This is a genomic window from Paenibacillus ihumii (assembly GCF_001403875.1).
GTDB lineage: Bacteria > Bacillota > Bacilli > Paenibacillales > Paenibacillaceae > Fontibacillus > Fontibacillus ihumii.
Genome location: NZ_LN884298.1, coordinates 306,381 through 330,984, shown reverse-complemented (window position 1 = coordinate 330,984; position 24,604 = coordinate 306,381). Strand labels below are relative to the sequence as shown.

Annotated in this window: 21 protein-coding genes and 1 pseudogene; 14 read left to right on the top strand and 8 right to left on the bottom strand. The window is 51.3% G+C overall.

The window, feature by feature from the left end:
- Positions 1-14: 14 nt before the first annotated feature.
- Both BN2762_RS06530 and BN2762_RS06525 read left to right on the top strand, forming a co-directional pair.
- Positions 15-842 (top strand): carbohydrate ABC transporter permease, encoded by an 828-nt coding sequence (locus BN2762_RS06530; RefSeq protein ID WP_055106210.1) that lies wholly within the window; start codon positions 15-17, stop codon positions 840-842.
- 30 nt (positions 843-872) lie between these two features.
- A complete protein-coding gene (locus BN2762_RS06525) occupies positions 873-3,128 on the top strand; it encodes an FAD-dependent oxidoreductase (RefSeq protein WP_055106209.1) in 2,256 nt (751 codons plus the stop codon).
- A gap of 85 nt (positions 3,129-3,213) precedes the next feature.
- Here BN2762_RS06525 and BN2762_RS06520 read toward each other — a convergent pair whose 3' ends face one another.
- Positions 3,214-3,969 carry an SDR family NAD(P)-dependent oxidoreductase gene (locus BN2762_RS06520; protein ID WP_230202443.1) on the bottom strand — a complete coding sequence of 252 codons (756 nt, stop codon included), beginning with the start codon at positions 3,967-3,969 and terminating at the stop codon, positions 3,214-3,216.
- A 254-nt stretch (positions 3,970-4,223) separates the two neighbouring features.
- On the opposite strand from BN2762_RS06520, the gene BN2762_RS06515 reads away from it, so the two are divergent.
- From BN2762_RS06515 to BN2762_RS06505, 3 genes are all read left to right on the top strand, one after another.
- The gene (locus BN2762_RS06515) at positions 4,224-5,525 is read left to right on the top strand and encodes an NCS2 family permease (protein ID WP_187386482.1); all 1,302 of its coding nucleotides are present in this window, start codon (positions 4,224-4,226) and stop codon (positions 5,523-5,525) included.
- Positions 5,526-5,817: 292 nt separating this feature from the next.
- Entirely contained in the window at positions 5,818-6,345 is a 528-nt protein-coding gene (locus BN2762_RS06510) for a hypothetical protein (protein ID WP_055106207.1), read from the top strand.
- A 373-nt stretch (positions 6,346-6,718) separates the two neighbouring features.
- Complete coding sequence (locus BN2762_RS06505; RefSeq protein ID WP_222861034.1) at positions 6,719-8,077, top strand: sensor domain-containing diguanylate cyclase; 1,359 nt, start codon at positions 6,719-6,721, stop codon at positions 8,075-8,077.
- Positions 8,078-8,194: 117 nt separating this feature from the next.
- Here BN2762_RS06505 and BN2762_RS06500 read toward each other — a convergent pair whose 3' ends face one another.
- A complete protein-coding gene (locus BN2762_RS06500) occupies positions 8,195-10,885 on the bottom strand; it encodes a putative bifunctional diguanylate cyclase/phosphodiesterase (RefSeq protein ID WP_055106205.1) in 2,691 nt (896 codons plus the stop codon).
- 250 nt (positions 10,886-11,135) lie between these two features.
- On the opposite strand from BN2762_RS06500, the gene BN2762_RS06495 reads away from it, so the two are divergent.
- A complete protein-coding gene (locus BN2762_RS06495) occupies positions 11,136-12,083 on the top strand; it encodes a 1,4-dihydroxy-2-naphthoate polyprenyltransferase (protein ID WP_055106471.1) in 948 nt (315 codons plus the stop codon).
- A 294-nt stretch (positions 12,084-12,377) separates the two neighbouring features.
- On the opposite strand, the gene BN2762_RS06490 is transcribed toward BN2762_RS06495, so the two are convergent.
- The 4 genes and pseudogenes from BN2762_RS06490 to BN2762_RS06475 form a co-directional block, all read right to left on the bottom strand.
- A complete protein-coding gene (locus tag BN2762_RS06490; protein WP_083484791.1) occupies positions 12,378-13,082 on the bottom strand; it encodes an ABC transporter permease in 705 nt (234 codons plus the stop codon).
- A 40-nt stretch (positions 13,083-13,122) separates the two neighbouring features.
- Positions 13,123-13,434 (bottom strand): annotated as a pseudogene (locus BN2762_RS06485) (ATP-binding cassette domain-containing protein); the annotation flags it as partial.
- Positions 13,435-13,565: 131 nt separating this feature from the next.
- On the bottom strand, positions 13,566-14,117 hold the full coding sequence (locus BN2762_RS06480) for a PadR family transcriptional regulator (protein WP_055106202.1): 552 nt from the start codon (positions 14,115-14,117) through the stop codon (positions 13,566-13,568).
- A gap of 101 nt (positions 14,118-14,218) precedes the next feature.
- Complete coding sequence (locus tag BN2762_RS06475) at positions 14,219-14,725, bottom strand: hypothetical protein (RefSeq protein ID WP_055106201.1); 507 nt, start codon at positions 14,723-14,725, stop codon at positions 14,219-14,221.
- Between the two features lie 217 nt (positions 14,726-14,942).
- Here BN2762_RS06475 and BN2762_RS06470 point away from each other — a divergent pair, with 217 nt between their 5' ends.
- The 3 genes from BN2762_RS06470 (at position 14,943) to BN2762_RS06460 (ending at position 17,003) form a co-directional block, all read left to right on the top strand.
- The gene (locus BN2762_RS06470) at positions 14,943-15,863 is read left to right on the top strand and encodes a prenyltransferase (RefSeq protein ID WP_055106200.1); all 921 of its coding nucleotides are present in this window, start codon (positions 14,943-14,945) and stop codon (positions 15,861-15,863) included.
- A 57-nt stretch (positions 15,864-15,920) separates the two neighbouring features.
- Complete coding sequence (locus tag BN2762_RS06465; protein ID WP_055106199.1) at positions 15,921-16,649, top strand: DUF6081 family protein; 729 nt, start codon at positions 15,921-15,923, stop codon at positions 16,647-16,649.
- A 174-nt stretch (positions 16,650-16,823) separates the two neighbouring features.
- On the top strand, positions 16,824-17,003 hold the full coding sequence (locus tag BN2762_RS06460; protein WP_055106198.1) for a hypothetical protein: 180 nt from the start codon (positions 16,824-16,826) through the stop codon (positions 17,001-17,003).
- Between the two features lie 105 nt (positions 17,004-17,108).
- Here the strand turns inward: BN2762_RS06460 and BN2762_RS25865 are convergent, their stop codons facing one another.
- Positions 17,109-17,240 carry a DUF4023 domain-containing protein gene (locus tag BN2762_RS25865; RefSeq protein WP_074048578.1) on the bottom strand — a complete coding sequence of 44 codons (132 nt, stop codon included), beginning with the start codon at positions 17,238-17,240 and terminating at the stop codon, positions 17,109-17,111.
- A 142-nt stretch (positions 17,241-17,382) separates the two neighbouring features.
- Here BN2762_RS25865 and BN2762_RS06455 point away from each other — a divergent pair, with 142 nt between their 5' ends.
- From BN2762_RS06455 to BN2762_RS06435, 5 genes are all read left to right on the top strand, one after another.
- Positions 17,383-18,387 (top strand): Gfo/Idh/MocA family protein, encoded by a 1,005-nt coding sequence (locus tag BN2762_RS06455; protein WP_055106197.1) that lies wholly within the window; start codon positions 17,383-17,385, stop codon positions 18,385-18,387.
- A 420-nt stretch (positions 18,388-18,807) separates the two neighbouring features.
- Positions 18,808-19,761, top strand: a complete 954-nt coding sequence (locus BN2762_RS06450) for an ABC transporter permease (RefSeq protein WP_055106196.1) — start codon at positions 18,808-18,810, stop codon at positions 19,759-19,761.
- On the top strand, positions 19,751-20,701 hold the full coding sequence (locus BN2762_RS06445; protein WP_055106195.1) for an iron chelate uptake ABC transporter family permease subunit: 951 nt from the start codon (positions 19,751-19,753) through the stop codon (positions 20,699-20,701). The genes BN2762_RS06450 and BN2762_RS06445 overlap by 11 nt, the downstream gene beginning before the upstream one ends.
- On the top strand, positions 20,695-21,453 hold the full coding sequence (locus tag BN2762_RS06440; protein WP_055106194.1) for an iron ABC transporter ATP-binding protein: 759 nt from the start codon (positions 20,695-20,697) through the stop codon (positions 21,451-21,453). The genes BN2762_RS06445 and BN2762_RS06440 overlap by 7 nt, the downstream gene beginning before the upstream one ends.
- Before the next feature lie 42 nt (positions 21,454-21,495).
- The gene (locus BN2762_RS06435; protein WP_055106193.1) at positions 21,496-22,500 is read left to right on the top strand and encodes a siderophore ABC transporter substrate-binding protein; all 1,005 of its coding nucleotides are present in this window, start codon (positions 21,496-21,498) and stop codon (positions 22,498-22,500) included.
- A gap of 768 nt (positions 22,501-23,268) precedes the next feature.
- Here the strand turns inward: BN2762_RS06435 and BN2762_RS06430 are convergent.
- Positions 23,269-24,555 carry a Gfo/Idh/MocA family oxidoreductase gene (locus tag BN2762_RS06430; RefSeq protein ID WP_055106192.1) on the bottom strand — a complete coding sequence of 429 codons (1,287 nt, stop codon included), beginning with the start codon at positions 24,553-24,555 and terminating at the stop codon, positions 23,269-23,271.
- Positions 24,556-24,604: the final 49 nt, after the last annotated feature.

Sequence of the window (24,604 nt, the reverse complement as noted above, 5' to 3'; positions counted from 1 at the left end):
GGGAGGATTGGCAGATGACACAAATAAATATTCGCAAACTTATCCTGACGTTCATCATGCTATTCTTCGGGGTAGTGATGGTAGTCCCCTTTTTATGGATGATCAGTACTTCATTTAAGTCACCGGCGGATGTATTTAAATATCCAGTCGAGTGGATTCCTTCTGCATTAAATTGGGAGCACCATGTCAAAGTATGGTCAGGCAAAGATAGCTTCGCACAGTATTATTTAAACTCTTTGAAAATATCATCCATCAGTGTCATTGGAGCGGTTTTGCTGTCATCTTTGGCCGCCTATGGATTCTCGCGGATCGAGTTCAAGGGACGTAACGCAATGTTCTTAGTGTATCTGTCCATGATGATGGTGCCGCCGCAGGTGTTATTCGTTCCGAAGTTTATCATGTTTGAGTGGGCAGGCATATATAACACGCATTGGGCGCTCATTCTTCCTGGGATGTTTACCATCTTCGGAGTGTTCATGATGAGACAGTTCTTCATGTCCGTACCAGCGGAAATTTCAGAGGCTGCCTTTATTGATGGCGCTGGCCATTTTCGAATATTTTTCCGTTTGATTCTCCCGCTGGCCAAGCCGGCTCTAGCCACGCTGGCAATTATCGATTTTTCCTGGCATTGGAACGATTACGAGAATGCGCTCGTGTTTCTGATCAGCCAAAATTTGTATACGGTTCCGTTAGGCTTACAGAACTTTATTCTTGAGAACAACGTGGATTATAACGGTATGATGGCTGCGGCCACCGCTGGTATTATTCCGATGATTATCGTCTTCTTGATCGGACAGAAATATATTATTCAGGGCGTATCCAGTGCGGCGGTCAAGGGATAGCTATAGAAGAGAGGAGAAAGGTGACTATTCATGAGATACGAATCGATACAAAGTGATATTACGGTTGTTGGCGGAGGGCTTGCTGGGGTATGTGCTGCCATTGCGGCAGCAAGGCTCGGAAGGAAGGTAGCGCTTGTTCAGAACCGTCCGGTACTCGGAGGGAATTCCAGCAGTGAGGTTCGAGTATGGGTATGCGGAGCAACTGCTCATGGGATCAACCGTTACGCACGGGAAACGGGTATTATGGGCGAGCTGTTTCTTGAGAATCAATACCGCAATCCCGACGGCAACCCGTATATTTGGGATCTGGTTGTATTGGAGAAGGTTAAGGCAGAGCCCAATATCGCGCTTTATTTAAATACAGATGTTCATGAGGTTGAAGCGGACGAGAAGGAAGAGAATCGGATGATCCGTTCTGTCACGGGCTGGATGCAGGGTTCGGAGCGGCGGATTCGCTTTGAAAGCCCGGTATATCTGGACTGCTCAGGCGACGGGCTGATCGGCTTTCTGGCCGGAGCACAGTACCGGCTGGGACGGGAAGCCAGAGAGGAGTACAATGAGGAGTGGGCGCCGGAAATGGCTGATGATATCACACTCGGCAGCACACTGCTGTTTTATACAAAGGATGCGGGTCATCCTGTTAAGTTCATCCCTCCTGCATTTGCCAAGGATATTACGAAGACGCCAATCCCGCTAAAGCGTGTCATTCGGAGCGGGGATTCCGGATGTCACTACTGGTGGATTGAATGGGGCGGGGAGCATGATACGGTTCATGATAATGAAATGATTCGGGACGAGCTGTCCTCTGTGATTTACGGTATTTGGGATTATATCAAAAACTCTGGTCAATTTGATGCAGATCACATGACCCTGGAATGGGTGGGCGGGGTTCCTGGCAAGCGGGAATACCGTAGATTTGTTGGCGATTATGTACTGACACAGAACGATATTCTTTCCCAAAAGCTTTTTCATGATCGTGTAGCCTATGGCGGGTGGTCGATTGATCTTCATCCACCGCAAGGCATGTATGCTGCTGAGAGCGGCTCCAAGCATACGCATGCCGATGGCAACTACCATATTCCTTTCCGTTCCTTATATTCAGTCAACGTGGCTAATCTGTTATTTGCCGGAAGAAATATTAGCGCTACTCATGTCGCCTTCGGAACTACCCGGGTCATGGCGACCTGCGCTCTGATGGGAGAAGCAGCGGGAACAGGGGCCGCTTTATGTGTAGAGCATAACATCTCTCCAAGAGAGTTATCGCAGAATCATATCGAGCTGCTGCAGCAAACGTTGCTTAAACAGGATGCCGCGGTACTCGGCTTACAGAATAAAGATCCGGAGGACATGGCAAGAGAGGCGACAGTAACCGCATCGTCAACCTTATCACAGCTTAGGGTCGAACCTGCCGGGGAGCTTACAGCATATCATTTGGTTCGGGATGTCGGCATGATTATGCCGGTTCAAACTGGAATGGGCATTATACAGTGGCTGGTCGATGCAGCAGCAAAGACTGAACTGAAGGTTGAAGTATGGAGCACGGGACGAGCGGAAAATTATATACCTGCTAAGCTGGAGTATGAAACGACGGTAACTATAGAGCAGGGGGAGGAACAATGGATCCCGGTTATGCTGGATTGGAATCCGTCCGAGCCGCAAAATGCTTTCATCATATTAAGGCATAATGAGGCTATCCGCCTGCATATGTCAACTGCTTCGATTAGTGGTATTCTGGCCTTTGAGCGGGGGGCCCCCGCACATGTATCCAAGGATCTGGAGGATCATGACGACAGCCAGCCGGTCATCGAATGGAGCATGCGAAATCTCGTGCGTCGCGCATTCTGCTTCCGGGCGTTATTTCCAAGCGGATGCTATGATCCGGAACATATCATTGACGGCTATTTAAGGCCGTACGGCGGCCCGCATATGTGGCTATCCGAGCCGATGAAGGATAAGCAGGCGGAATGGATTCAGTTGTCATGGGATGAAGTAAAGGAAATCCGTGAAATACATCTTGTTTTTAATGACAATGTGAACGAGGATCTGATCAATCTTCACCGTCATCGTACTCCGTTTGAGATCATGCCTGAGCTGGTAAAGGACTATCGGATTGAAGCGTATGCTGATGGGAAGTGGATCGCGCTTACGGCGGGTCAGAATAACCACCGGAGAAAGACTGTTCATCGGCTGGATCAGAGCATTTACGCTTCTTCGATCAGACTAATCGTGGATTCAACGAACGGATCCGCTCATGCGGAAGTTATTGAAGTAAGAGTTTACGCTTAGTGCATTTCTTGTTTATTTTATAGATTATAAAAAGTCGAGCCGCGGGCATGATGCTGCCCTTGCTCGACTTTTTGAGTTCAATCCATTAGCCGTTCATTACACTGCCGCCATTGGCTCCCAATACCTGGCCCGTGTAAATATTAGCGTCGTCCGAGGCGAGGAACATCACCGATCTGGCAATTTCCTGAGGGAAGGCCAGCCTTCCCAGCAAATGCCCGGCCTCGCTCTGATGCGTGCCTTCCTCCAGCGACGATCGGACATCGGAGAAGGTTCCGCCCGGGGCGACGGCATTTACGAGCACATAAGGAGCAAGCTCTCTCGCTAGCGATTTGGTCAAGGCTGTGACGCCGCCCTTCGCTGCGGAATAATGAGCCAGCTCGGCCCCGCCTTGGCTGGCAAGATCAGAGGTGACATTGATAATTTTACCGGCCTTCTGTGCCAGCATGCGCGATGCTGCCTCACGGGAAGTATAGAAGGCGCCGTAAAGGTGGATTTTGATCATCCGATCCCATTGCTCATCGGTCATGTCGGTGATTTTGACCGCTTGGGCAATGCCGGCGTTGTTCACCAGGATGTCCAGCTTGCCGAACTGCTCATCCACCGCCGCGAACATCTCCTTGACCTGAGCCGGGTCGCTGACGTCAGCGTGGAATGCCTCTGCGCGCACGCCGTAGGCTTCGGCCTGACGCTTTACCTCCGCAGCTTCTTTGTCATCTCCGTAGTAATTAATCATGACATGAATGCCGGACTTGGCGAATTCCAGCACGATCGCTTTGCCGATCCCCCGGCTGCCGCCCGTAATGAGGGCAATCCTCTGCTGTTTACCATTGCTTGTCATCATAGTTGGCTCCTTTGATTTTAAACTTGGTGGTTCAGGTAAGGAATACCTGTAGTTCGTTCACGAATATAGTTCGAACGACCTATTAAATCATATCTATGAAATTATACTATATTATTTGTGAATATGAGAACAATTTAGCAAAGAGCCAGGGGCAGGCTTGACGAACATGGGCGATCACAGGAAAATAAGGGATGTTCAAATTGGTTAATACTAATGCATGATGCGTTTTGACACGAAGGGAGATTAAGAATGATATGAACAAGGTGCTGAATGAATATTTCAAGCTCGAGCAGCACGGCACGAATGTAAAGACCGAGGTGCTGGCCGGCATAACGACCTTTCTGGCTATGGCTTATATTCTGGTCGTCAACCCGGCCATCCTCTCTGCGGCGGGGATTCCGTTCAATCAGGTATTTATGGCAACCGTTATCTCGGCGGTCGTGGGCACTCTATTTATGGCCTTGTTTGCCAAGCACCCGATTGCAATCGCGCCGGGTATGGGTCTTAATGCTTATTTCACAAGCGTAGTTGCTTCGACCGGCTTGTCTTATCAGATCGTGCTCGGCACCGTATTTATCGCCGGGGTTCTATTTCTGCTGCTTAGTCTGACTCCGCTGAGGGAAGCCCTGATTCGCGCCATCCCCGATTCGCTCAAATTCGGGATTACCGCGGGAATCGGGTTATTTATCGCTTTTCTGGGGCTGCGGATGTCCGGCATTGTTGTAGCGAATCCGGACAACCTGGTGACTTTTGGGGATTTGCACCGCTCCGTGACATTGCTGACGATCTTTGGCTTGTTCGTGACCTTGATCCTGTTGGCCCGGCGGGTTACGGGCGCGCTGTTTATCGGCATGGCCCTTACCGCGCTGGTGGGTTATTTTACGGGCCAGCTGTCGTTCGAGGGCTTTCTCTCGGCCCCGCCGGCACCTGTATTTCTGGATATGGATATTCCAGGCGTGTTCAGCCAGGGGCTGTATGCGACGGTGTTCGCTTTCCTGCTCGTTACGCTCTTTGATACAACCGGGACGCTGATCGGTGTGGCCGAGCAGACAGGGGCGATGAAGAACGGCGAGTTTCCGCGGGCCAAATCGGCACTCCTTGCCGATGCTACGGCAACGACCGTGGGCTCCTTGTTCGGGACGAGTCCGACGACAGCCTACATCGAATCGACGACAGGTGCAGCCGTCGGGGGACGAACCGGGCTGACCTCGGTGGTCGTGGCTGTGCTGATGGTGCTGTCGGTGTTCATTTCGCCGCTCGTAGGGGCGATTTCGTCGCTTCCGGCGATAACGGCTCCGGCGCTTATTATCGTCGGCTGCTTTATGATGGAGGGGCTGGCGAGAATCCAGTGGAAGAAATTCGACGAGGCCTTCCCGGCCTTCGCCATTTTGCTGATGATGCCGCTCACCGCAAGCATCGCCACGGGAATTGCGGTGGGGTTCATTACTTATCCGGTGCTGAAGCTCGTCAGCGGCAAGGGCAGGGAGGTTCATCCGCTGCTCTATATTTTCGGCTTGATTTTTATCGTCCAGCTGACGTTTTTCCCAGCGCATTAAGCTTTAAGCCTTGCTTGTTTCGGGCAATGTATTGAACAGGCGTTTCTCCTGGGACATAAGGTCGCACCAACGGATGATGTTTCCTGCACATGGAGATATTAGCTAAAATTTTGTCATCCCTTTTAACGGATTTGAGACCCTTTTGCTGTCGCCAAAACATATAATTAAGATGAATTCATTTTTATTTAGTTTGAATGGCCTGAGATTGGTTATTAAAGGGTATAGACGTTTATGCCCTTATGCTTAATTTAGATGCAAATTCATCTCGAAGACCTGAAAGGCGGGAGCGCACATGATGAGAAAATGGTTGGCTGTATTGATCCCTTTAGTCCTTATCGTCGTTATGTCTTCGTTTAGTACGTCCAGCTCTGGGGCTGCGGAGCCGGGCTATGTTCCGGTCGAGCAGACGCCTGATACCAAGGTGGTATATATCGAGGAATTGAAGGCCCTGGCGGATGGCGATCATGAGCTGACCGTAGATGAAATCGAGTGGTACGAAGGGGAGGCTGCAGAGCAGGCTTTTCTGAAGCATGAGCCGGATGCAGGGATCGATGGTCCGCCGGACGGCTATTACATCGTGAACGAGGAGCATGAACTGGCGGCTTACAAGGTTGCCAAGGACGTCAGAATCCTTATGCAGATCTATGACCGGACGGGGAATGTGGAGGATATGAATATCCATTGGGATGAGCCGGTGACTTTGGAGCAATTCAAGAGCATCCTCGGGAATACCGCGTGGATCGATGTCCGGGATTATCCTTACCATATTACCGTGAAGGATGGCATCATCGTACAAATTGTGCAGCAGTACATTCCGTAATCCTTGAATGGACGAGAAGCTTTCACCCCTTATAGCAGACATTGGACCCACACCCTGCAGGTGTGCATCCCAATGCCTGGCTATAGGGGGTGTACTTTTTGGTGAAGAAAGAGGGTACTTCAGACTAAAAGTAGATTTGTTTAAATGACAGGGAGGATTTTTACAGGCTATTTAATTGTTTCGATATATCTGTACCCCTTATGAATTGACTATACTTACCATTGCCGATAAAGCCTTAATTGACAACAATCGTCTAGCAAAATAATACTGATCAGGTATACTATAATTTAACACGTAGTTCATTATGCCTATTCAAGAAAGAGTGAAGTGAATGCATAAAGAAGCTGAACTAGTCCACCAAAAGAATATGCTGATGTTAAAAATACTGTGGGGATTCTTTTTCATCGCCAATGTCATTAATCTGCTCGTGGAGGGGAAGCTAGCTCCGGTGTATCCGCTTGTTGGATTGATTCTCCTGGCGCTCCTGACCGGGATCGTCGTGCAGAAGCGCTGGCCCTCTTTGACGATGATCCTGACGGTGTGCATTCTTTATGTATTTTTCTACTTTTTAATATCGGGAGATCCGTATTTGCCTAACTTTATATTTCTGGCCCTTGCCCCTCTTTTGAGCTTATTCTATCATGACTACCGGGCAGTACTCCTATCCGGGCTTTTGTTCATCATTTCTTCGGCCTATTTTTTCTTTACTTACCAAGACGCATTATTTCCTGGTCTTCAAGGAAGAGAAGTATCCTATTTAATATCTTACGGTGTGTTTATTACGGCTTTTTCCATCATCCATACGAAGCTGACGCGGAGCCTTTGGCAGCGCGCAGGGCAGAGCGAGGAACGGCTGAGAACGATTCTGGACAGCGTGGCTATCGGGATCTGGACGTTCGATTTGAGCACAATGCAGATGGAAGTGTCGGATGGCTTCGAGCAGTTGACGGGCTTTTCCGTCGATGCGTTAAGGGGCAATTCCGATCAGATGAATGAAATGATCTATCCTGAGGACGAGGGATTATATCAAAAATTTCAGCAAGAGATGATTTTCGGCCGCCGCAGCGCGGTGTGCGAATATCGCATCATCTGCCGCAATGGTACGGTGAAATGGGTGCAGAACCGCGGCACCCCGCATTTTAACCATTTAAACCATTTGGTACGGCTGGAAGGCGTCATGATCGATATTACCGATCGGAAGCAGATGGAGGAGAAGATCGAGCATCTTGCTTACCATGACGAGCTGACCGGGCTGCCTAACCGCACACTGTTCAGCAAGAGGTTTGAGGAGTATGCGAGTAAGGGAAAGTTTTCACTTGCGATTCTCTTTATCGATTTGAACGATTTCAAGGTAGTGAACGACACCTTTGGACATGATGCGGGTGATTTGCTGCTAAAGGACATAGCGAGCAGATTGACCAGCATCGTGCGTGAGCAGGATATGGTGTGCCGCCTTGGAGGCGATGAGTTCCTGGTGCTGCTCGTCGACATCGATGAGACCCGTGTGGCGAAGGTGGCTGACCGGATCAAGTCGAGCCTGTCCGAGGGATATTTGTATCAAGGCTACAGGCTGACCGCCGGAGCCAGCATCGGCTTCTGCGTTGCTCCCAGCGGCACGGGGGATCTGGAGGACATGATCCGGCAGGCAGATGAGGCCATGTACGGCGCCAAGAGGAGCAGGGTACGCCATTATATGTCGCAGCAGGAAGGCGTGACGCCGTCTGAGGTTTAATGCAGTTTGCTGTCCGTCTATATTTCTCTCTAAAAAGACATTTGTCTCCCTTAGACATCAGGAAGCCTATAACCCAATCATTAAACCTCGCCGAAATTGGCGAGGTTTAATGATTTCTCATTTTCCGTCATCTGCTGCCGGCCAGAGCAGTTTATTTCCGTCCCAATGCTGGACGAAACGGGTGAACTCCTTCTCCCGCAGCGGCCCGCTGAACAGATAGCCCTGGAATTGATCACAGTTCAGGCTGTGCAGGTAATGCATCTCCTCCTTCGACTCAATTCCCTCCGCAACGACATTCAGCTCCATATGATGGCCAAGCTCAATGACGGCACGTACGATCGCCGATTTCTTCGGGTCGTGGGCCAGCCCCTGGATGAACGATCGGTCCAGCTTCAATTCATGAATCGGCAGCCGCTGCAGTTGACTGAGGGATGAATAGCCGGTGCCGAAATCGTCCAGGGAAATAGTGATCCCCATGGCGCGCAAATCCGACATCACTTTAATGACGTATTCCGCGCTCTGCATCAGCGAGCCCTCGGTGATTTCGAGAATGAGATCGCCGGGATCCAGCCGCGTCTTCTTGAGCACGCGCGAGATCATGCCGATCAGATTCCCTTGGTAGAAGTGCCGCGCTGAAAGATTGACCGCGACCGGGAAGCGCGGCAGCCCTTGATCCTGCCAGGCTTTATTCTGACGGCACGCCTCGGTAACGACCCATTCATCAATGTTCATAATAATCCCCGAGGTCTCCGCAAGCGGAATGAACTTATCGGGAGGAACGAACCCGTATTCCGGGTGGAGCCAGCGAATTAACGCTTCCGCTCCGCTAATCCGGCCTGTGCGGGCATCGATTTTGGGCTGATAGTTCAGGGTGAACTGCCCTGTCAAAAGGGCGCTCCGCAAGCTGTTCTCCAGCTTCATGTTCTCGGAGCGCTGGTTCTCGATCATCCGGTCATAGAAATGGTAGATACTGTCCCCCTGCTCCTTGGCTACGTACATCGCGATATCCGCATTGCGCATAATCAGGTCGAGATTGTCGCCATCATAGGGATAGATACTGATCCCGATGCTTACCGAGACGTAGAGAACGACATCGTTAATGGTGATGGGCTCGTCCAGCACATCGCAGATTGTCTGGGCAGCCTGCTGTACGGAAGCGGTATCATTAAAGTGAAAGACAAAGACAAACTCATCCCCGCTGAGCCTGAATACGCGAAGCTGGTCAGTAACCAGCCGGGAGAAGCGGGAGGCCACCTTTTGCAGCAGAATATCGCCGATCTCATGGCCTAAAGTATCGTTGATCTGCTTGAAGCGGTTCAAATCAGCGAACATGACGGCAAAGGAATGCTTCGGGCCATAGTGCAGGTTGAGGGAGCTGATATACTCCGTAAAATGCAGCCGGTTCGGCAGCCCGGTCAGGCCGTCGTAGTATGCCAGCTCTTGCAGCTTTTTCTCCGATTGCTGCAGCTGGAAGGTCTGCTCCTGAAGCAGCTGATTGTTCCGGAGCGATTCCTGGAACATACTGAGCAGCTTGTTCGTCATCTGCCGGAAGTTCACGGTGAGCGAACGAATCTCATAGATCCGGCTTTCCGGCCACTCCAGACTATGCATATGGTATACCTTGCCGGGAAGGTCAGTCGTGACGTCAGCCAGCTCAGACAACCCCCGGACGATACGGCGGGTAATCCACCTGCTTGCAATTGCCGCTACGGTCATAAAGAGCAGCAAATAAATGAACTGCGTTAGATACTGGGCATAGATCTGCTCCTGGTACGGCTGCAGGGGAACCATTACGTACAGAAAAAAGGGCGCACGCTTCAATGGCGTTCCGTAAATGTAACGGGCTTCCTGCCAATCCTGGTTCGGCAGCAGCCGCAGCTGCTTCTCAGGTATATGCAAGTAGAGATCCCCCTGGATCATCGAGTTGTCCGACAGCGGCACAAGCTTGGCGATGGAGTGCTCCGTGAAGTCATGGTCACTGTCCGCTACAATAAGTTCACGCCGGGGATCGAAGACCATAATATGATAGCTCTGGCCTGCCGAGTAGAAGTCAATAATTTGCTGCAGCTCCTCGAGGCGGACTCTTCCGGGGAGATCCAGCCTGCGGATTTTCTCCGGGCTCCAGCGGTCCAGCTCGCTGGAAATGCTGTTTGAAGTATGCAGGGCGACCTGCAGTGAATGATAACGAACAGTATCGTATGTATTTTTGCTGTTGATGAATAGGTAGAACACGAAGGGCAGGGCTATCGCCAGAAACAGAATATGGTGCAGCAGCTTGCTTAAGTAAATGGGCTTGTCCCGGGCAGTCCTGTGTATGTAAAAATATTTGTGCGGCAAATACTCCCAGATCGCATCCGCCAGCAGCACGTTGAACAATCCGCTCGCGGTATAGATGGCTGCCATCAGCCATGTCTCTATCGCAATGTCACGGTAGGATAAATAATATAGAAGGAAGAGAATCGGGATACCTGCAATTGCCCAGAATATGAAATCTGCCCCGATCGTTGTCCTGATGCGCTTCCTCCGGTACGACGAAAGGCATAGAAAGACGATTTCCAGCCAGAGAATTCCTTGTAAAAGCGGATTGTTCCACACGAAAATGGATACAGCATACACGATCGCTGCCGCACATAGCCCCCAGCCCGCGCCGTATAGCCGGGCAAGCATTAGCAGCGGCAAATTCGTAAATACGAGCGAAATGCCGAAGATCAAATGCAGGGGGTGGTATTCGCTGGCGAGGGCCAGTCCCAGCCCCGTCAAAAAAATAATGCCTGCCGTATACGAGAACTGTCGTCTTATGGTGATCATGTTGAGTCCTCCCCCGGAGGAATTGTAATCCGTAATACCTACATTTCGGCATAGTTCGGAAAAATCCCTCTTTTTTTGCGGAAAACAACAGCAGCGGTGTCTGGAAATCAGGGGCTATAGAATGAAGAGGATCAGCGTGTCAATGACTTTTAAAATAGTAAATCCTTAAAATGTGAGATATCATCTTTTTAAAGACCGGAGAACCTGGAAGCTAAATAACCGAAGGTCTAAAGGGTGGTATCTTATGGGGATGGCGATTAAAAAATTTCTGAAGCTGGTGGAAATCCAAACGAAGGCCGCGAGCATGATTCCGTTTCTGTTCGGCACGGTCTATGCTCTGTTCCGGTTCCAGCAGTTCAATGCCTATCATTTCGTATTGATGCTGGTCTCCCTCCTAAGCTTCGATATGGCGACTACGGCCATCAATAACTATTATGATTACCGCAAGGCCGTCAAGAAGCGCGGCTACGGCTATGAAATTCATAATGCGATTGTGCAGTACGGCATCAAGCCTTCCGTCGTGGTCGTGATTATAGCGGTTCTGCTGACGCTGGCCATAGGCGCTGGCATCATCTTATTCCTTGAGGTGGGCTTGCTACTGCTAATGCTGGGCGGCCTGTCGTTTGCCGTAGGGATTCTGTATTCTTTCGGGCCTATTCCGATCTCGCGCATGCCGCTGGGGGAAATATTTTCGGGCCTGTTCATGGGCTTCGTCATTATCTTTATCTCCGCTTACATTCACGTAGGAGACCGCATCGCCTCCTTGACGCTGGATGGAGGGGCCGCCGTGCTCCAGGTTCAGCTTGTAGAGGTCATATTGGTCTTCTTCGTATCTATACCTGCAATATTAGGGATTGCGAATATTATGCTGGCGAACAATATTTGCGATATGGAGGACGATATCGAGAACAAGCGGTATACGCTCCCCGTCTATATCGGCCGCTCGAATGCTTTAATTCTGTTTAAAATGCTCTACTACGCCGCATATCTCGATTTGATCGTGCTGTGCGTGCTCCGCGTCCATCCGGTCGTCGTAGCGCTCGTGCTCTTAACGATACTTCCGGTCCGCAAAAATATGAAGCGGTTCGCCGATAAACCGACTAAGCAATTCACCTTCGGCCTGTCGGTGCAGAACTTTATGCTGACCAATGCCGCCCGCATCGCCGCCCTCGGCATTGCCGCGATGATGCTGCCGTAATGGCGCCGATGCGGTAGCGCGGACAGCATCGGGCGCCAAGTGTGCATGGCCACCTGCCTTGGGGCGGCAGATGCCCACGGTGAATGGGGCCATGGTTAGCAAGAGCCATAGAGCCGGCGTTAGGCGCAGATACACATGGTGAATGGCATTAGTCAGCAAGTGTCTATGCCGGCATTGGGGCAGCAGATACACATGGCGAATAGCACTAGTCAGCAAGTGCCCATGGCAGCCAGCTTGGGGCGGTACACTTCTCGGACAGCACGGTTCAGTAAAGGGCTTCCCCGGCAATTGCGGTTACAATTGGCTGGCGTCTGAGGTTCTCACCATGCTTCTCCGGCGGGCTGGCGCCTCGTTGTCCCAGCGGAAGGTCAGGATGGCAGTCCCGAGACAGAGGGCTGTGAAGACGGCCAAGAGCAGCATGGAGCTGCCGAAGCCCGGTGAAGAATTCGCCGGAACAAGCGCGAGGTTCATTGCTTTGACGAAGTAGTGGAACGGCTGAAGCGAACCGAAGGCCTTGACCCATGAAGGGGCGTGCTGCAGGGTGTAGAACGCTTCGCTGGTGAACAGCAGCGGGAAGCTGATCAGATTCGAGATCATGTTGACATTGTTCTCATCCCTGGACAGGTTGGCGGCGATAAATCCGAGTGCCGTGAAGCATATCGTTCCGACCAGCAGAACGAGCAGCATCAGCAGCAGGCTTAAGGGGCTGAGGCTGACGCCGAGCACCAGCCTGCCTACCGCGAGGATTCCGGCGCTGACGATCAGGGATAGCGCCGTTCTCGCCGCGGTCATCGCGGCCACGAAGGCTGCGGTCGGGAAGGGGGTAGCCCGCAGCAGCTTATATACGCCGAGGTTGCGATGCGACATGGCGTTGAAGGCGGTCACCATCGTGGAGCCGAACAGCACGTTCATCGCCAATACGCCGCCCAGCAACTTCTCCGAGTAGGCCGGCTGCTGAAAATACAGGCCTAGGCCGAGCAGCATCGGTCCTTGCAGCATGCTCGAGGCCGCATCGGGCGAGGATGCTCATAATGGCCCCGGTCTTCAGCCGCACGCCGTAGAAGGCGGCGAACATGCGCATATTCTCTAGGGCGCTGAAGCCGGGAAAGAACGGGGTCGACTGCAGCTGCACGCCGATCCGGCGATACAGCCCGGGATTCCCGTATTTCACGGTGCCTTTGTCTGGACGGCGAAGCCCGAGCAGTAAATCGAGCATCGTCGATTTGCCCGCCCCGTTCGGGCCAATAATGCCGATAACCTCGCCCGGATGAATCTCCAGGCTGATGTCCTCGATGACGCGCCTTTTTTTATACGTTTTAGCCAGTCCCTCAGCATGAATCAAATAGCTCACGTTGTATCCACTCCCTTACTCAATGTTATATATCCAACGTTGGATAATGAGGTGAAAAAATCGCCTGCTGTCAGGGACGAATTATGCTCATGCCCTGAGCAGGCTTCTTCTTGCCGATGGACCGGTACAGCCTAGATATCCGCCGCCCCCGCCGCCTGTTTTCCCTCCACCAGCCTTATTATGCGCTTGACGTATTCAATGTCCAGCTCCAGCAATGCCATAGCATTGTCGAAGGAGGCTTCGGCAAAAGGGGTAAGTCCATATTGCCCCTTAATGTCCCTGCCGACGTGCCACAGCTCCAGGGTCTCCTCCAGCTGCCGCAAATTCTGCTGCAGCAGGCTGAGGGCTTCCTCTGGCGGGAGCTGCTCGATCCACATCAATCCGAGGGAGAAATCAGACTTGACGGAGTGAGGCGTTATTGTGAGCGATTGCCGCAGCATCTGCTGGAACGTCTCCTCGCCGGCTTCCGTGATTGCATATATTTTGCGCAGGCGTGCGCCCGTCCGTTCCTCCGCTTCCGTACGCAGGAGACCATCCTGTTCCATTTTGTTGAGCGCGTAGTATATCGACCCCGACAGCAGATTCGTCCAGGTATCCATGCGGCTCGTCTGGATGAGCTGCTGAAGCTCATAGCCGTGCATCGGCCGTTCGCGCAGCAGGGCGAGCAAGATCAGGTTAGTCATCTTACCAGCATCCTTTGTCGTTTAAAGATCAAATTGAATATCCAACGTTGGATATGTCTTGTGCTGATTATATAAGGGAGCTAACCTCTTGTCAACGGGGTTTAGAATTTCCTCTTTTTTGGAGCAAACATGATTCCCGCTCCGATGGCGATCAAGGCGATCGCAAGCACGGGCTGTCCGAATATTACGCGGTTATATAGCGCCCCGAAGGAAATCATGGCGAAGAACAGCAAGGACAGCACGCCGAGGATGTTGATCGGGATCAGCAGCCATTTGTTCCGGTTTCCAAACCAGTAGAACTCGAACAATCCGACCGCCGGGGCGAGGATGAATCCAGGCCACAGATATCCCCAGCCATCGAATAGAGTGGACAGCTGGCAGACGATGCCGACCGTGAACAGAATTCCTCCGGGGATGAGCAGGCCGCTGCCTCGGCGCCCGGTCAGAGAGAAGTACATCCAGTGGAAGAGAAGACCGAGTGGAATAATGAATAGGGTAGGCCAGAAAGTGCCGAACAGGCTGCCCATCGACACTGCTTCTTTATGGAAGAAAAACAGGTAAACGCCCGCTAAAATCATTAACGGTCCAAGCCAGGATAAGCGATTCATATGGGATCTCCTTTTCATATGTATTGATTTACGTCTAGCATACTACATAACTTAAACGCCTTCTTCGGTCTCTGGGGAAGAAAAAAACTGGACTTTGGTCTAGCAAATTGGCGGAGTACGCAAAATTTTACATGAAGCAGCCCGGGAATACTTCATGTATAATCAGTAGGGAAGGTTTTGAATTATCAATTTAATCTGGAGGAGCGTGAGACGGCGGATGAATAAATGGACTTTGTTCAGAAAGGCATCCCGGTTTCAGGTCATTCCCGTCATGCTTATTCCTGTTTTTCTTGGAGCGCTGGGCGCTTTTGTATGGAAAGGGGAATTTCATCCGATACTTTTCATGGTCACATTGATCGGCGCGGGAGCGGCGCATCTGTTCTCGAATATGATCAATGATCTGTGGGATTACCGGAGCGGCGCGGATACCGCGGCAAAAAATACGCCGGAGGTGATCTCCACCAATTCCGGTTTTTTGGCTGGAGGCATCATGTCTGAGAAGGCCTTTGCGCGGCTGACCTGGTCTTTGCTGGGCATTGCCGTACTGTGCGGCGTCGTGCTCAGCCTGTACAGCGGCTGGCCAGTAATCGTATTCGGCGGGCTCGGCGGGCTCATTGCCTATTTCTATGTAGCGCCACCGATTCAGTTCGGATACCGCGGCAAGGGGCTAAGCGAGCTGGCGATCCTCCTGTCCTTCGGCGTGCTGCCCATTATGGGCTCTTATTATGTGCAGACCGGCGATTTGAGCCTGCGCTCAGCACTGCTGTCCATGCCGATCGGGCTGCTGACTACGCTGGTGCTGTTTAACCACCATTTTCTACACTGGCAGGCGGACAAGCAGGCGGGAAAGCATACCCTGGTCGTCGTCTGGGGCGAGAAGCGGGCGCTGCGTTTTTCCAAAACGCTGCTGGCATTGGCTTATGTTTTCTTAGTGCTGTGCATCGTTATGGGCATACTGCCGGCATATGCGATAGTGGCCCTGTTAACGGCGATTCCGCTCTACCGCGTCTATGGAAGGCTGAAGGAGCATAACGCTCCGGCGGCCTATTTGCCGCTGATGGGAGCTTCCCTGCAGGCTTCCATACGCTGTGGGCTCGTGATGATGGCTGCGCTTTTGATTCAGGGGATTTTGCAATAATGAGGAAGGCCATAACGGAAGGCAAGACAAGAACATCAGGAAAGCGAGACGATACAAATGGAGAAGCAGCGGGTCATTGGAGATTTTCATACGATACTAAATGAAGGGCAGGTATGGAAAATCGGCGGATTTCCTTTGCCGGACGGGGAATTCTGGGAATACCGCGAGCCGGATGCGGTCGTGATTGTTCGCAACGGCATACTATACGTACGGGCGCCGCTCAGCCGGAAGCATGACCATGTGCAAATTCTGGATAACGCCAAGCATATGTATTATTCCGTAGAGGAATTCGCGGTGCCTGAGAACGGCGAAATCAGCTTTGAGCTGGACATTCGGGCGAGAACGCAAAATACGGTGCCCGGGGATCTTTACGATGGCTATGTGTCCCTGAATCTCCTGGATTTCACGACGGGAGCGGCGCTGGACTTCTTTGCCGGAAACGATAAATACGCCAGTGTGTACGCAGTGCTGCCATTCCCGGGCGTCGAGGTGCCGCCGAGCGATAAGACGAGATTCTTCTGCGTGTTCAAGGAGGATACTGATTTTAAGGCACGGGAGTTCAATCATTATAAAATCACTTATAACCGGGCCGAGGATGAGGTCATCTTCTATGTGAACGGCAAGGAGATCCGCCGGGAAACGGGCGTTCCGGTCAAGTTCAATAAATTCACGATTGCGCTCGGCATTATGACGGAGAAGGACCTGACGCCGGAAGGCAGCGTATCGGTGCACGGACAAACCGTCATCGGCGAATATTCGCCGGTCACAGTGACGATGAAGGAATAGCGGGCAGCGGAAATGCCAGAATGCAGCCGGCCGGTCAACATCACATCAGACAGCGAATATAGAATATAACAGCTAAGCTGCATAAAACAAGCCCCGATGTCGAACCCTACGGAAGACAGCCGGACATCTAGTCTTCAGTTCTGTTAAGACATTTCATGCGGGAGGTGCTTGAGGATGACGGATCCCAATCTGGAAATTCAGAACCCGGAAGGGAACGGCAGCAGCAATGGTCAGAACCGTTCTATGGGTAACGGCGGAGAAGGCGGCAACGGCCGCTTGAGCCAATTCAAGAATCATAACACGCACGGCGGCGACATTCCGAATGAGTATATTGCCAGCGAGAAGCGGAAGTAGACTCAGCAGCCGCTGATGATTCTGGCAAGACCATGATTGATTCAAAGGGCCATTCCTCGGGCAGCTGCCGAGGGATGGCCCTTTGAAGTTAAAGGGTGAGCCGGTTTATTTTTGCGTACCGTGCTGCTTGGTAGGCAGCTGGCCTGCAGGATTGCCTTTGCCGTGGCGTTCTTTGTTGCGGCGATCCTTCTCCTGCTTGTCATGCACCTTTTCCACGAAATCATGCGTGCTGTCCATTTGGCCTCGAACCTCCTTTGCTCTAGGTCATTGCTGCTTCCATTACTATGTCCAATTGGAGGGGCTTCCATGACGGGCTGCTGTACTTGGGGACTGGCTGGTTGTACAATTAACAATACATCATAGAAAGGGGAAGATGAGAATGGACAAGAAACTTCGATTCGGTATATTGGGTTGTGCAGGGATCGCTATCAACGAGGTCATGCCGGCCATTCAGAAGTCGGAATATGGCCTTCTGGCCGCGGTCGCAAGCCGCAGCCTGGAGAAGAGCAGGGCGGTGGCTGAGCAATTCGGCATTGCGACTGCTTACGGAAGCTATGAGGAGCTTATTGACGATGCGGCCATTGATGCGGTTTATATTCCGCTGCCTAATCATTTACATAAGGAATGGGCGATTCGCGCCATGGAGGCGGGCAAGCATGTGCTCTGCGAGAAGCCGATGGCGCTGAATAGCGCGGAGGCGGAAGAGATGGCGGCCGCAGCCAAGCGGACCGGCGTTGTACTGGCTGAGGCCTTCATGTATCGGCATCATCCGCGCTGGCATCGAATCAAGGAGATCATCGAGAGCGGAGAGCTGGGACAGCTTCGTGTAATCCGCGGCGCGTTCACCTTTAATAATGCCGAGGATTTGGACAATATTCGGGTACAGCCGGAATGGGGCGGAGGCTCTCTCTATGATGTAGGCTGCTATCCCATCAGCGCTGCACGCTTCATTCTGGGGCAGGAGCCCGAGGCGATTACCGTGCACGCCCAGTTCTCCCAGAAGCATCACGGTGTGGACATGATGGCGGCGGGCGTTATGGAATTCGCCGATGGCCTGGCGTTGACCTTCGATTGCGGCATGTGGGCCGAGCCTCGGCAGCTGCTGGAGATCGTAGGCAGCGAGGGGCGTATTGATATCCCCCATGCCTTCACGGTCGGGGATGACGAGGATGCCTCATATACCGTAACGATCCGCGGCGAGAGCCGGGTAGAGGGACGTGAAGACAAGGCTGATCCTTACGTGATGGAGGTTGATGATCTGGCCAAGGCCGTATTCGGAATGCAGCCGCAGCGCTTCTCCCCTGAGGATGCCATCCAGGGGATGCGCATTCTCGAGGCTGCGCTGACGTCGGCACGAGAACGCCGCCGAATCAGCCTGAAATAGGCAGGGGCTGGAGGCTCCTCTTATTATCGTGCTTGCAGCTTGCTGGCTTCGTTCTTGAGACAGGACGAAGCTCGGCAAGTTTTTTCTGCTTGTGCGTATTGAAAATTGAAGAACTGGGAACTGAGAATTGAGGATCCAATTGAGAATGTAATTGAGAATGACCCGTATTTTTATGCATTATTGCGAGTTGGAACAGGGGAGTGTATACTGTTTAGCTGTTGAGGTTGGGCTTGAACGGGATGCCAAAAACCCGCTTCAATGCTTGTATTTCTTGAAATTTCAACATTTAAATAGTTGACATTGTATGAAGGGCATATGTATAATTTAAACTAATTGATAATGAATATCATTATTAACAATTGTCTTGCCGGCAATGACATTAAGTTCCTCTGGCCAGAGGAACGTGACTAAGGACATGAAATGAAGAAGACATATCTGATCATCGCGCTAATCGTACTATCCGTCGTCTCGCTCTTGATCGGAGCCAAGACGACTTCATTGACAGCATTGCTTCGATTTGATCCGGAGCAGTGGGAGCTCCTGCGGATCAGCCGTTTCCCTCGGTTGATCAGTATTATTATCGCCGGAGTAAGCATGAGCATCGTAGGTCTTATCATGCAGCAGCTTACGCGGAACAAGTTCGTCTCGCCTACGACGGCAGGGACGATGGATTCAGCCGGGTTCGGCATCATGGTATCGATGCTTCTGTTCGCCTCGGCCGGGCCGCTCGGCAAAATCGCCGTCGCCTTCGTATTCTCCCTGCTGGGGACCTTCATCTTCATGCGGATTCTCGATAAGGTGAAGTACAAGGATTCGATCTTCATCCCGCTGGTCGGGTTGATGTTCGGCGGAATCGTAAGCTCTGCAACGACTTTTTTTGCCTACAAATATGACTTGATTCAGAGCATGAACGCATGGCTGTTCGGCGACTTCTCCATGATCATGCAGGGGCGGTACGAGCTTCTCTACATAAGCGTCCCTCTCGTGGCGTTGTCGTATTTTTATGCGAATAAATTTACGGTTGCGGGCATGGGTGAAGAGTTCTCCGTCAATCTTGGCTTGAATTATAAGCAGATCGTCAATATAGGCCTCTTTATCGTGGCTCTGGTTACTTCAGTCGTCGTGCTGACGGTTGGATCGATTCCCTTTATCGGGCTCATCGTTCCCAACCTGGTGACGATCTTCCAAGGGGACAATCTGAAGAATAACCTGTCGCATACGGCGCTGCTGGGGGCTGTATTCGTTCTCGCCTGCGACATTCTGGGAAGACTGATTATTTACCCATATGAAGTGCCCATCGGCTTGACCGTGGGGGTTATCGGCAGCGGCATTTTCCTGTACTTGCTAATGAGGAGAAAGACATATGAGCATTAGAACCAAAATAGGCGCATTGGCCATTCTCGCGATTGTGCTTGTGGTCTTATTCATGACGATCGATGCAGGCGGCCACTGGGACTATATCATCCCTAAACGAGGCAAGAAGCTGATCGCCATCCTCCTTACAGGAACGGCCATTGCATTCTCCACCGTTGTGTTTCAGACGATTACGAATAACCGCATTCTTACGCCAAGCATTATTGGCCTGGATTCATTGTATATGCTCTTGCAGACCGTCATTGTGTTCATTTTCGGCTCAACGGCGCTTACGCTGATGAGCAAGAACCTTCAATTTGTTATGGCGGTCGGGCTCATGGTGCTCTTCGCCCTGCTCTTGTATCAGCTGCTCTTCCGAAGGGAAGGCCGCAACATTTACTATTTGCTGCTGATCGGCTTGATCTTCGGCACGTTCTTCTCCAGCTTGTCGTCGTTTATGCAGAAGCTGATCGACCCCAACGAGTTCCTGATTGTGAAGGATAAAATGTTCGCGAGCTTCAACAACGTCAATTCGGACATATTGCTGCTCGCCATAGGGGGCGTGCTTGTCACCGGGATATATTTTGCCAGGTTCAACAAGTATTTGGACGTCCTTGCCCTGGGCAGGGAGCATGCCGTCAATCTAGGGGTCAGCTACGACTATGTCGTGAAGCGCATGCTGATTGTGGTGGCGATTCTCATCTCCATCTCCACGGCGCTGGTCGGTCCGATCACCTTTCTGGGTCTGCTCGTGGCCAACGTGGCGTATCAGTTCCTGAATACGTATCGCCACAAGCAATTGATTGCCGGGGCATCATTAATCAGCATTATCGCGCTCGTCGGCGGGCAGCTGGTTGTGGAAAGAGTATTTACTTTCTCCACCTCACTTAGCGTCATTATTAACTTTATCGGTGGGGTGTACTTTATCTATCTACTGCTGAAGGAGAACAAATCGTGGTAAAGGTCAGGGGAGTATCGAAGCAATATGGCGGCAAAAAGGTGGTCGACAACGTATCCGTTGACATTGCGGAGGGAAAGATCACCTCGTTTATCGGCCCGAACGGGGCGGGCAAGAGCACGCTCATGTCGATGATTAGCCGGTTAATTACGAAGGATGCAGGCGAAATCGTGATCGGCGGCACGGAAATCGGCAGCTGGAAGAGCAACGAGCTGGCGAAGAAAATTTCGATTCTGAAGCAGTCGAACCATATCAATATCCGGCTTACGGTAAAGGATCTGGTCAGCTTCGGACGGTTCCCTTATTCGCAAGGGAAGCTGACGAAGGAAGATATGAAGTATGTCGATGAGGCCATTGCCTACATGGAGCTAGAGCCGATGAAGGATAAGTTCCTTGATGAGCTCAGCGGAGGACAAAAGCAGCGGGCGTTCATCGCCATGGTCATTGCTCAGAATACCGAATACGTTCTGCTCGATGAGCCGCTCAACAATTTGGATATGAAGCACTCTGTGCAGATCATGAAGGTGCTGCGCAGGCTCGTGGATGAGTTGGGCAAGACGGTCGTGCTTGTCATTCATGACATCAACTTCGCATCCTGCTATTCCGACTATATTGTTGCGCTCAAGGACGGCAAAATCGTCAAAGAGGGCACAACCGACGAAATTATGGATCCAGCTGTGCTTAAGGAAGTTTACGACATGGACATTCCGATTGAGAATATCGGGGGCAATAAAATTTGCGTCTATTTCACATAACGGATGGGCAGCCATCGAAAATAATGATGAGGTGAATTTGAAGTGAATAAAAAACTGTCTTTATTGGTAATGTCTTTAGTTCTTATCTTGGTGTTGGCTGCATGCGGGGCGAACAAAGGAAATAATTCGGCGAATACGGGGAACGCGCCAAGCAATGGCGATACGTCAACTCCTGCGGCGGCAGCTCCGTCGGATGATGAAGAGCTGTCGATTACGCATCAGCTTGGAACTGCAACGCTGAAGAAGAACCCCGGCAATGTCGTCGTGTTCGACTACGGTACATTGGAATCGCTCGATAAGCTGGGCGTAGAAGTAACGGGCGTACCGCAGTCCAACCTTCCGCCTCACCTGAAAAAATACGAGGACTCCAAATATACTAATGTGGGCACTTTGAAAGAGCCGGATTTCGAGAAGCTTAATGCGATGAAGCCTGGAGTGATCTTTATTTCTGGACGTACAGGCGAGGCTTATGAGGAATTGAATCAAATCGCTCCAACGATTTACCTGGGTGTCGATAATGCTAGATACTTGGAATCCATGAAGGAGAACTTGGCTATTCTCGGCCAGATTTTCGGCAAAGAAGCTGACATCGAGCAGGAATGGGGAGCAATCGAGGAGTCCGTTAAAGCGATCCAAGATCAGTCTGCAGCAAGCGAAGGCAAAGGACTTATCATTTTGACGACGGGCGGCAAGGTGAGCGCTTATGGCCCAGGCTCCCGCTTCGGTATTATTCATGATGAGTTCGGCATTACTCCTGTAGACGAGTCGATCGAGTCCTCCACTCACGGACAAAGCATTTCCTTCGAATTTGTAGCGGAGAAGAATCCGGACTACTTGTTCGTCATCGACCGTGATGCCGTAGTCAGCCAAGCGGGCCAAGAGGCACAGCCTGCTTCCAAGCTGGTGGAGAACGACCTGGTGAAGAAGACGAATGCCTACAAGAACGGCAAAATCATCTATCTTGATGCCAGCTACTGGTATCTGTCCGGCGGCGGCCTAATCTCCGTACCGGCTATGGCGAAGGAAGTTCAAGAAGGCATTAAATAGATACGGGCTAGGCAGCGTAGGGTTCAAGCAGGGCTGAGTGGGAATAAATTCAGTGAAGTTGAGTAAAGTTTTGAGTGAAGTTTTGAGTGAAGTTTGAATGCGAATATAATGCAGGGCCCTCCAGATATTTGGAGGGTTTTTGCTTTTTAACGAGGCAAGTCATGTGTGCTAGGCTGGGTAATATGCTGCAGGTCCGTTTAGTGGCAAGGAGGTTTTGATGCAAGAGTGCAGATAGGTTCCTAGATAGTGCGGGCCAGGTAGCTGGTAGTAACAGTTGATAGAAGAAACAGATACCTAGATGCAATTCATGCAGTTAGTTCAGCGGTTTTGGCGGTGTTAGAGGGAACTAACTGCAAAACCTACATTTAGTTTTAAGCTATTTCGACGAATTCGCTCCATTCAGGCGAACTAATTGCATGTTTTGCATTTAGTGTAAGCATTTTTTGATAAAAAAGCTTAACTAGCTGTATAAAATACATTCCGCGCATGCCTTTGCTCCAGTCGACGAATACCCCTACTCCAGCCGCGCATGCCTTTGCTCCAGTCGACGAATACCTCTACTCCAGCCTCGAATGTCTCTACTCCAAAAGCAAGCCGCGAACGCCACTGCTTCAATTTTCAAATTAGGTGTTGCACTCTGAATTTTAAGCACTATTAATGGAACAAATCGGTATAAATTGATGGAACAAGTCGCTACGACATAAAAACGCGATCCGATAACAAAAAGCCTTCGCCACAGTGCTCTGCAGCGAAGGCTCTTTGGCCTGCTTATAGCTTGAACAAATGATCGATCTTAACCGGCTGTCCGGTGCGGATCGAACGGTTGGCTGCTATGCCCGTCATGATGGACAACGCGCCGTCGATATGGGAGGCAGCGCGGTTGAAGCGGTCCTCCTGCTTCTTGTCGAAAATGTCGCGAAGCATGACCGGATCGCCGCCGCCATGGCCGCCGGAAGCCTGCTCGACCTCGACTTTATAAGGCTCCGCAAATTGCGGGTAGATCATGATGCTTATGCCCTCCAGCGCGCCTTCGTTTTCTTTCTTGCCGCCGGAATTGACGTAGGATTGCTCGGTCACCCGTACCTCCATGCGTCCCTTCGTGCCGTTGAACACGATAATGAAGCCTTCCCACGGCAAGTAGGCGTTCAGGGAGTAGTTCATGACGGTCTTGTTCTTGTATTTCACCATGACGCTCATCGTATCTTCAATGCTGATGTTGTCCCCGAACACGCTTTGATCGCGCTGGTATCCGTCCTCGTGCTCAGCATCCAGGTACAAGCTCTTCAAATGCTCATTCTGATCTAGATGCAGGGCGAAAGGATCGTTCTCGGCGGCCTTGCTGCCGTACGCACGCTGATAGAATTCGGTCACTCCGCGTTTCTCGGCATTTTCTTTGCCATAGAAGCGCAGGTCGCCCATTGCGAATACGGTATCCGGCTTGGAATCGAGCCAGAAATTCATCAGATCGAAGTGATGCGTAGATTTATGCACAAGCAGTCCGCCGCTGTTGCGCTTGTCGCGATGCCATCTGCGGAAGTAATCGGCCCCGTGCTGGGTGTTCAGCAGCCATTCGAAATTGACGGATAGAATTTCGCCCAGCGTTCCGTCCATGATGATTTCGCGGATTTTCGTGTTATGGGGGGCATAGCGATAGTTGAACGTAACGCGCAGATCACGGCCCGTACGCTCGATAGCATCGAAGATTTCCTGGCATTTCTCCTCGTCCACGGTCATCGGCTTCTCGGAAATCACATCGCAGCCCAGCTCCATTGCGCGAACGATATACTTATGATGCGTACGGTCGATCGTACAGACCAGCACGTAGTCCGGCTTCGTCTCTTCAATCATCCGGTCAAAATGTTCCGCTTTGTAAGTCGGTACCTCATGGTAGTTATATTTGTCCTTCAGCAGCTTGTTTGTATAATTCATTCTCGTCTGGTTGACGTCGCAAATGGCTACCAGGTCTGAGGTATCCTTATACGTAGTAATCAGCTCACTATAGAAAAATTCAGCCCGGCCGCCCACACCTACAATGACGTATTTCTTCTTGGACAAGGTGATCACTCCATTTACATTGGTTTGAATCTATCTTATAGTATATGAA

Coding starts and splice junctions, on each gene's coding strand:
- BN2762_RS06530 (WP_055106210.1), top strand. CDS start 15: ATGACACAAATAAATATTCGCAAACTTATCCTGACGTTCATCATGCTA.
- BN2762_RS06525 (WP_055106209.1), top strand. CDS start 873: ATGAGATACGAATCGATACAAAGTGATATTACGGTTGTTGGCGGAGGG.
- BN2762_RS06520 (WP_230202443.1), bottom strand. CDS start 3,969: ATGATGACAAGCAATGGTAAACAGCAGAGGATTGCCCTCATTACGGGC.
- BN2762_RS06515 (WP_187386482.1), top strand. CDS start 4,224: ATGAACAAGGTGCTGAATGAATATTTCAAGCTCGAGCAGCACGGCACG.
- BN2762_RS06510 (WP_055106207.1), top strand. CDS start 5,818: ATGATGAGAAAATGGTTGGCTGTATTGATCCCTTTAGTCCTTATCGTC.
- BN2762_RS06505 (WP_222861034.1), top strand. CDS start 6,719: ATGTTAAAAATACTGTGGGGATTCTTTTTCATCGCCAATGTCATTAAT.
- BN2762_RS06500 (WP_055106205.1), bottom strand. CDS start 10,885: ATGATCACCATAAGACGACAGTTCTCGTATACGGCAGGCATTATTTTT.
- BN2762_RS06495 (WP_055106471.1), top strand. CDS start 11,136: ATGGCGATTAAAAAATTTCTGAAGCTGGTGGAAATCCAAACGAAGGCC.
- BN2762_RS06490 (WP_083484791.1), bottom strand. CDS start 13,082: ATGCTGCAAGGACCGATGCTGCTCGGCCTAGGCCTGTATTTTCAGCAG.
- BN2762_RS06480 (WP_055106202.1), bottom strand. CDS start 14,117: ATGACTAACCTGATCTTGCTCGCCCTGCTGCGCGAACGGCCGATGCAC.
- BN2762_RS06475 (WP_055106201.1), bottom strand. CDS start 14,725: ATGAATCGCTTATCCTGGCTTGGACCGTTAATGATTTTAGCGGGCGTT.
- BN2762_RS06470 (WP_055106200.1), top strand. CDS start 14,943: ATGAATAAATGGACTTTGTTCAGAAAGGCATCCCGGTTTCAGGTCATT.
- BN2762_RS06465 (WP_055106199.1), top strand. CDS start 15,921: ATGGAGAAGCAGCGGGTCATTGGAGATTTTCATACGATACTAAATGAA.
- BN2762_RS06460 (WP_055106198.1), top strand. CDS start 16,824: ATGACGGATCCCAATCTGGAAATTCAGAACCCGGAAGGGAACGGCAGC.
- BN2762_RS25865 (WP_074048578.1), bottom strand. CDS start 17,240: ATGGACAGCACGCATGATTTCGTGGAAAAGGTGCATGACAAGCAGGAG.
- BN2762_RS06455 (WP_055106197.1), top strand. CDS start 17,383: ATGGACAAGAAACTTCGATTCGGTATATTGGGTTGTGCAGGGATCGCT.
- BN2762_RS06450 (WP_055106196.1), top strand. CDS start 18,808: ATGAAGAAGACATATCTGATCATCGCGCTAATCGTACTATCCGTCGTC.
- BN2762_RS06445 (WP_055106195.1), top strand. CDS start 19,751: ATGAGCATTAGAACCAAAATAGGCGCATTGGCCATTCTCGCGATTGTG.